The organism is Acinetobacter sp. ANC 3903, assembly GCF_002135315.1.
GTDB lineage: Bacteria > Pseudomonadota > Gammaproteobacteria > Pseudomonadales > Moraxellaceae > Acinetobacter.
Genome location: NZ_NEGA01000023.1, coordinates 45,856 through 53,575, shown reverse-complemented (window position 1 = coordinate 53,575; position 7,720 = coordinate 45,856). Strand labels below are relative to the sequence as shown.

At 41.2% G+C, this 7,720-nt stretch carries 6 protein-coding genes; 1 reads left to right on the top strand and 5 read right to left on the bottom strand.

Annotation, left to right across the window (positions count from 1 at the left end):
* Window positions 1-747 precede the first annotated feature (747 nt).
* The gene (locus tag B9T29_RS15285; protein ID WP_086176736.1) at window positions 748-1,047 is read right to left on the bottom strand and encodes a hypothetical protein; all 300 of its coding nucleotides are present in this window, start codon (window positions 1,045-1,047) and stop codon (window positions 748-750) included.
* A gap of 537 nt (window positions 1,048-1,584) precedes the next feature.
* Entirely contained in the window at window positions 1,585-2,817 is a 1,233-nt protein-coding gene (gene tyrS, locus B9T29_RS15280; RefSeq protein WP_171264069.1) for a tyrosine--tRNA ligase, read from the bottom strand.
* Window positions 2,818-2,880: 63 nt separating this feature from the next.
* Here tyrS and B9T29_RS15275 point away from each other — a divergent pair, with 63 nt between their 5' ends.
* Window positions 2,881-4,008, top strand: a complete 1,128-nt coding sequence (locus B9T29_RS15275; RefSeq protein ID WP_086176735.1) for an anhydro-N-acetylmuramic acid kinase — start codon at window positions 2,881-2,883, stop codon at window positions 4,006-4,008.
* Between the two features lie 94 nt (window positions 4,009-4,102).
* Here B9T29_RS15275 and B9T29_RS15270 read toward each other — a convergent pair whose 3' ends face one another.
* The 3 genes from B9T29_RS15270 to purE all read right to left on the bottom strand — a co-directional run bounded on the left by B9T29_RS15270 (window position 4,103) and on the right by purE (window position 7,636).
* Entirely contained in the window at window positions 4,103-5,392 is a 1,290-nt protein-coding gene (locus B9T29_RS15270) for a lytic murein transglycosylase (protein WP_086176734.1), read from the bottom strand.
* Window positions 5,393-5,974: 582 nt separating this feature from the next.
* Window positions 5,975-7,096 (bottom strand): 5-(carboxyamino)imidazole ribonucleotide synthase, encoded by a 1,122-nt coding sequence (locus B9T29_RS15265; protein WP_086176733.1) that lies wholly within the window; start codon window positions 7,094-7,096, stop codon window positions 5,975-5,977.
* A gap of 27 nt (window positions 7,097-7,123) precedes the next feature.
* Window positions 7,124-7,636 carry a 5-(carboxyamino)imidazole ribonucleotide mutase gene (purE, locus tag B9T29_RS15260; protein WP_086176732.1) on the bottom strand — a complete coding sequence of 171 codons (513 nt, stop codon included), beginning with the start codon at window positions 7,634-7,636 and terminating at the stop codon, window positions 7,124-7,126.
* Between the last annotated feature and the right edge of the window lie 84 nt (window positions 7,637-7,720).

The window sequence follows — 7,720 nt, the reverse complement described above, 5'->3', positions numbered from 1 at the left end:
CATGATCAAACTCTTCAGTTTAAAATCAATAGTGCTTTATTCAAAACACCAAATCTGGCTCATCAATTTTCTGACATTAATTTCTCAAATAAACTTCGAGTCATTTCTACCATCAATCAATGAAAATAATTTCGATCAATCAACCAGTAAAAATCCACACAAGTTGTTCTTCATAATCTCTTAATGATCTTCTTAATACTTCGTCAGTATTAAGAGCTGGACTTCAATAAACTTAACAACTCAGCGCTTCGCGCTTCGTTTGTTTCTGTCTATTTCGTCGGTATGGGGTGCATTCTAGAGGATTTCAGAATCATTGCAACCCCCAATTCACTATATTTTTCACGTATGTATCTTTTTTCAACGAAAATCACCAAAAAATCGCTTTTTCATCTAAATTTTGAGCATTTTTATGAAATAAAATCTGTATTCAGTGCAATTCATTTTAAAACCGTCATTTTTATTAAGACCTAATAGCTCTCAAAAAATCGCTAAATTTTAATAAGACCACAAAATTTCAACTTTACACCCAGAATTTTCCAAAACTTTCTTATATCAGGTTACATATTTTACTGTTTGCTATCCGACTTATAGATGGAAGGTACTTCAACACAGTCAGGCTGCTGCTTTTATATAAGCTTTTCCTTCTAATTCCAGATTTTAAGTAGCGAAAAATAAGTAAATCATCTTTATTAAGCTTTAGATAAAATAAAAACTTAATTTCAGACCTATATAAAGCTAAATAGGATTTTAAGACTTAAGCTGCGTATTGGGATGGTTACGCCCTAACCAGTGTTGCATGACTTCTTCAATCACTTCTTTCTTGCCACTATAGTCTTCAGCAGCAAATAATAGTTTAGCCCGACGTGGCAAACGTTCTTTGACTAAGGAAAAAAGAAGATAGTGTGAGGCAATATCTAATTGCTGTAATAAAGCATGTGCCAGCTCAAAGGATTTCCGCTTCTGTTGAGGGGTCTCGTATTCGAATAGAAAACATAAAATGAAATCAACTTCCTGATCAATAATATTCTGAGTCTGGTAGTGATACATAAACGCTGTTTACCCTCTTATTTTAAATTCTTAGATTTATAAATCTTCTTTGAGACCTCATATCATCAGCATACTGATAATTTTCTGGATGTCAGTATCTATCGGGCAATCTTCATGGGATTTGAAGCAAATGAAAAATGTGATTCTTAAATGAGAACATCAAAAGTAAAGGTGAAATTTTGGAAATAAAAAAGGAAGAGATCTCTCCCAAAATCTCTTCCTTGGAGTTGAATCTTTATGCGATCCATCGTGTCATTATTATAGTTATCTGCAAAAATTTAAAAAAGTCCCTTGGGGAAGAGACGTAAAATTGTGGAGCTTTTTTGTTATACACGTACCCTCTAGATATGTTTTCTACACAATGTCTAGATGGATAAATCTTAAACATAAAATATGACAAAATCAAGACAATTGGAAAAATTTAAGTATTGTTTTTATAAGCTTTTTTTTGAATTTAGTTATTTAGAATATTAATATACGGTATAAAAAATAAAAGCAGGCCAAAGCCTGCTTTTATTTCAATAGCTTAGCTTAGGCTTAGTCAACAAAAATGACTTTTGCAATTGCTTTTTTGCTGGCTTGAATAATTAAAGTGACGTTTTCTTTCACCGAGAAATTGCCATCAACTGGCTCCCAATCTACTTTAACAGCGCCACGGCCTACCGCATCTTTTGCCTGAGCGGCATTCTTGGTTAAACCGGCAGCCCGTAAGATAGAAGCAATAAAGATTTCACCACCATATTCACCACGTGAAATGGTCACTTCAGGCGTACCTTCTGGAAGTTCACCCTCAGTAATCAGGTTACCCGCACCTTTATGTGCAGTTGCAGCAGCTTCCGCACCATGGAAACGCTCAACCAGCTCAAGCGCAAGAATTTTCTTCACTTCTTGCGGGTTACGACCTTCAGCCACTTCTTTTAACAACGCTTGAATTTCTTCAACTGATTTAAAGCTCAGCAAGTCAAAATAACGTTCAATTAAGGCATCTGGCATAGAAAGTACTTTTTGGTACATCGCGCCCGGCGCATCAAATACCGCAATGTAGTTACCCAAAGATTTAGACATTTTATTCACGCCATCTAAACCTTCAAGAATTGGCACAGTAATACAGACCTGCGCTTCTTGCTCATAACGACCTTGCAAGGTACGGCCCATCAACAAGTTAAAGGTTTGGTCTGTACCACCCAATTCCACGTCAGCTTCGAGTGCTACCGAGTCATAACCCTGTACCAACGGATACAAAAATTCGTGGATCGCAATCGGTTGATGGCTGTTATAACGCTTAGTGAAGTCATCACGTTCCAACATACGCGCCACAGTCTGCTGGGAAGCCAACTGGATTAAATCAGCCGCAGTTTTTTGAGCAAACCATTCAGAGTTGAACACCACTTTGGTTTTTGCGGGATCAAGGATTTTAAACACTTGTTCTTGATAAGTTTTTGCATTTTCCAGCACTTTTTCACGCGACAAAGGCGGACGTGTCGCACTCTTGCCGGTCGGGTCACCGATCATGGCAGTGTAATCGCCGATCAAGAAATAAACTTCATGGCCCAAATCTTGAAACACTTTCAATTTATTAATTAAAACCGTATGACCTAAGTGCAAATCAGGTGCAGTTGGGTCAAAACCTGCTTTAATTTTGAGTGGACGATTCTGTTTTAATTTCTTCAGAAGATCTTCTTCAGAAATAATTTCGTGTGTGCCTCGTTGGATGAGGGCAAGTTGTTCTTCAGCCGGCAGGAAATTTGACATCACAAAACCCAAATACATCAGTTATTCAATTTGTGCGATATACTAACACTTTTTCAGCACATTGCAGGCTTAAGAATAATCATGACAGCGATCTATATTGGGGTAATGACCGGCACGAGCATGGATGGTGTCGATATTGTTGCTGCTTCTTTTGATCCCTTACAGCTTCATGCCACCCTCACTCTGCTTTTTGAACCGGACCTACGTGATGAGTTGATGGCATTAACGCTACCTTCAGACAACGAAATTGATCGTATGGGTAAAGCTGACGTTGCTTTAGCAACCATGATTGGTGAAGGGATCAATACGCTCATTGAAAAGAATCATTTAGATCGCACTCAGATTAAAGCCATTGGTTCGCATGGACAAACCATTCGCCACCGCCCCGAACATGGCTTCACCTTGCAAATTGGTGATCCCAATATCATTACCGAAATGACGCAAATTCCGGTGATTTCAGATTTTCGTCGTCGTGATATGGCTGCTGGCGGACAGGGTGCTCCCTTGGTTCCCGCATTTCATCAAGCCTTGTTTCAGCATGACAGCATTCATAGGGTGATTCTGAATTTGGGCGGAATTGCCAATGTCAGCATGTTGCCTGCAGGCAAACCCGAAGCAGTCTTTGGCTTTGACACAGGTCCTGCCAATATTCTGATGGATGCATGGTGCCACCGTTACACCGGTCAGCCTTATGATGAAAATGGCAACTGGGCAGCATACGGACAACCGATCCGCAGCCTGCTCGACCGCTTGCAAGCGCATGAGTTTTTCTCCAAAGAACCACCCAAAAGTACAGGCCGTGAAGACTTCAACCTTGAATGGCTAGATGAACAGATTCTGGATTGGCGTAATGACCTTGAATATGACGAGTTAGAAGATACGCCTGAAAATATCCAGGCGACTTTAATGAAACTCACCACCCGCGCGATTAAAAAGGCCATTTACCGTTCTGAAATGCAAACTGGCGAAGTCTATGTTTGCGGTGGCGGTGCCTATAACTCGAACCTGCTTGAGCAATTGCGCTGGCGTTTACGCAAACACGAATGGACAGTACAAACGACAGCAGACTTGGGCTTAAGCCCAACCTGGGTGGAAGCTACTGCTTTTGCCTGGTTGGCGATGCGCTTTGTGAATCAGAAAAGTGGTAACCTGCCTGCAGTAACAGGTGCTGCAGGTTATCGTATTTTAGGTACGATGACTGCGGTATAAGCCTTTACCCTTAAAACTTATAAAAAAAAGGTCTGCATCGGCAGACCTTTTTTTATTTCTATACTTTTATGGCTTCTATACTTTATATAGTTACTTATTTCATCAGTTTTTTGGCATTTTCCTGACGGAAAGCATTCAGAATCTGTTGTCCTGCCCGTCCCGTCGGACTTAGGCCCAAACGAATCTGTTCCTGACGGATGGCTTGACGGGTTTTATCACCAATCAGACCATCTACAGTACCAATGTCATAACCGCGATTGGCCAAGAACTGCTGAATCTCACGACGTTCAGCGCGTGAAGTACCCGCATCATCAGTTGGCCAGGCTTTACTAAAGCCACCCGCCTGACCCTGTAAGCGGTCGGACAAATGTGCAATCGCCAAAGCATAACTTTCCGCCGCATTATAACTATATATAGCATCGAAGTTTTTAAAGACCAGGAATAACGGTCCGTTCTCACCGGCAGGCGCCATTAAACCTGCAGCAGATGATTCGCTTAAATTACCTTGAATTAACGGTGAACCATCCGCGCGAACCACACCTTGACTGATCCAGCTACTTAAAGGCTTTTTATTGCGACGGCTTTCACCGGCAATGGACATGCCTTCCGGGATTTTCACTTCAAAACCCCAAGGCATACCGGTTTGCCAGCCGCGTTTTTTCAGGAAGTTTGCAGTTGAAGCCAAGGCATCCGAAGTACTGGATACCAGATCACGACGGCCATCCCCATCAAAATCCACCGCCAGTTCTTCATAAGTTGAAGGCATGAATTGGGTATGACCAAATGCTCCGGCCCACGAGCCTTTCATTTGCTGCTCGCTTAAATCGCCACGCTGCAAAATTCGCATGCTGCTAAAAAATTCACCACGAAAAAAACTTTGACGCCGCCCTTCACAACTTAAAGTGCCCAAAGCCTGTAATAAAGGATAGCTTCCGGCGATATCACCAAAATTACTTTCCACACCCCATACCGCAACCACCGTTTCGGCCGGTACACCGTACGTTGCTGCAACACGATTCAATACCTCACGGTGCTGGGCTAATTTTTGACGTCCCAACTGTACCCGCTCTTCATCGACCAGGCCAGATAAATAGTCCCAGATGGGAGTAGAAAATTCTGGTTGATAATTCAGTTTATCAATCACCGAATAATCCGGTGTTAAATTTTGCGTATAACGATCATAAGTCGAGCCACTTACTCCAGCACTGATCGCTTGAGAACGTAAATTGGCAATACATTGCTGGAAATTATTTTGCGAACTAAAAATTTGATTTGCAGGTGGTGTTGAAGTGACTGTGACAGGTTGACCATTAATAATCAGTTCAGCATTGGCTTGAGTCATTGCAAGGAAAACTGAACCTAAAATGAAAGCTAAGCGCTGCATAGTATCCTTTACGATCTTTGAATTTAAATTATGCTTTTACCATACCACCATCAGTACATCGTTTCTGAATCAAATCGTAAATTTAAATTTATTTTCTTTATTTTAAATTCAAAATATCGGGGAATATGAATTTAAATTCATTTCTATAAATTTAAAGCATTATTTTAAATTCAAATGACTTGTGGATAAGTTGATTTCTTTTGTTTTTATAGCTTTAAATAGCCAAAACTTTTAAATTCAAAATCCCGTTTTTAAATTTAAAAGTTTGAATTCATATTTCACAAGATGCTTTTGAATTCATATTTTTAAATTCAAATATATGGGTTTGAATTTATTTTTATCTTTTTGAATTTAAAATTTCTGCAACGTTTTACTGTAGTAAAACCCAAATACAGAACTATTCTATTTGCTTGTTTTTTATGCAGTATATTTATAAATGATTGTATAAATAACATACAATTATTTTTTATTCTGTTCCGATAAACGGCGTACTCACTGAAAAGAGGCGCAATCATGCCCGAAGTCCAGGCATAAAAAAAGCGGTCATTGGCATGACCGCTTTTTTATCATTCAAACTTGGGTTTAAATGCTCATATCTTCGCTAAGTGCCAGTGGATTAGGCAAAATTTTCGCCAATGCACGGCATAAAGCAGTCAGTTCAGCACTGTCATTCGGCATCAAGGTGATGTGGCCAATTTTACGGCCTTCACGCTCAGTCTTGTTATAAAGGTGCAAATGCGCGCCATTTAAAGCCAATACATCTTCAGACTTAGGATGTTGACCAATGATATTGATCATGACTGTTGGACGTACCACTTCGGTTGAACCCAAAGGTAAACCGGCAACAGCACGAATGTGGTTTTCAAACTGCGAACAAACAGCCCCTTCAATCGACCAGTGACCCGAATTATGCACACGCGGTGCCATCTCGTTGGCATACAAGCCCTTATCGGTCACAAACAATTCTAGCGTCAACACACCCACATAATTCAAATGATTCAGCAGGCGAGTGATGTAGTCTTGTGCCACAGGCTGTAAATCGGCACTGTTAGGTGCCGGCACAATTGAATGCGACAAAATGCCGTTGTGGTGATGGTTTTCCGCCAATGGCCAGGTTTTTACATCACCATTTAAACCACGCACTGCAATAATCGACACTTCACGTGAGAAAGTCACAAAACTTTCTGCAATCAGTTCACCAGCAGGACCCAGTTCTGCCCAAGCCTGATCAATCTGATCTGTTGAACGAAGAACAAATTGCCCTTTACCGTCATAACCCCCACGTGAGGTTTTCAATACGATTGGTAAACCAAGTTCTGCGACAGCAGCCTGCAAGCTCTCAAGTGAAGTAACTGCTTTATAAGGCGCTACTGGAATCGCAAGTTCATCAAACAAGGCTTTTTCAGACAGACGATGCTGGGCAATTGCCAGAGCCTGACGTGGCGGGTGCAATTCTTTTTGCTTGGTTAAAACGTCTACATCTGCAAGCGGGGTATTTTCAAACTCAAGACTGAAAACATCTGCACTCTGGATAAAGTCATTTAAACCATTTTCAGCTTGGCTTGAAATGACTTGCCCCAAGGCTGCCGCAGGACAGTCGGTATTGGCTTCAAAGAAAGTGCATTGAATATTCAGCGGTAGAGCAGCTTGCGCCATCATACGGCCGAGTTGACCACCACCAAAAATACCGATGGTTTTATTCATAACGTGTGTCCCGTTTTAAGCTTGGCTTTAGATTTGACCAGGAATATTTTTGCTTGCTACTTTTTCAGTTTGCGCAGCGCGGAATTCAGCAACATTTTTGGCAATTTCAGGGCGTGTTAAACCTAAAATTTGTGCTGCCATAATCGCCGCATTGGTTGCACCAGCAGGACCAATCGCTAAAGTGCCCACTGCAATACCTGCCGGCATTTGTACAATAGAAAGCAATGAATCTACACCGTTAAGAATAGAAGATTTCACTGGCACACCCAGAACCGGTAAATCGGTTTTTGCCGCACACATGCCTGGAAGATGTGCTGCACCGCCAGCACCGGCAATAATCACCTGAATACCACGTTCACGTGCTGTTTCAGCATATTCAAATAAACGGTCTGGGGTACGGTGTGCAGAAACAACTTCCGCTTCAAATGGGACGCCAAGCTGTTTCAGCATATTGGCAGTGTTTTCCAGAGTTGCCCAGTCAGATTGGGAACCCATGATAATTCCAACGAGAGGTTGAGTGTCTGCAGCAGCCGCATTCATTGCAAATGTTCCATAAACGAATGTAAGGAAGGATAAATCTCGACTAGAGCCAAGCTTTAAATGAATCAGAAGCTCGATATTATA